The 229-nt window shown below is 69.0% G+C and carries 1 protein-coding gene; it reads left to right on the forward strand.

What is annotated here, in order from left to right; translation table 11 throughout:
• Positions 1-229, forward strand: a 229-nt coding sequence (locus CVH10_RS25130) for a dephospho-CoA kinase (protein WP_146143449.1), incomplete at both ends; no start/stop codon positions are given.

The raw sequence follows: 229 nt of genomic DNA on the forward strand, positions 1-229 counted from the left end.
ATCCTTCATCCGCTGATCGGCATCGAGACCGAGCGGCAAGCCATCGCAGCGACCAGCACGACGCTCGTCTTCGACGTGCCGCTGCTGGTGGAATCGAAGCGGTGGCGCCGCATCGTCGACCGCGTGCTGGTGGTTGATGCGAGCGAAGCGACGCAGCTAGCCCGCGTGGTGACGCGCTCCGGCTGGGCGCCCGATGCGGTGCAGGCTGTGATCGCGCAGCAGGCGCGGC

It is taken from the genome of Halomonas sp. ND22Bw, from assembly GCF_003011945.1.
In the GTDB taxonomy this organism is placed as follows: domain Bacteria; phylum Pseudomonadota; class Gammaproteobacteria; order Pseudomonadales; family Halomonadaceae; genus Halomonas; species Halomonas halophila.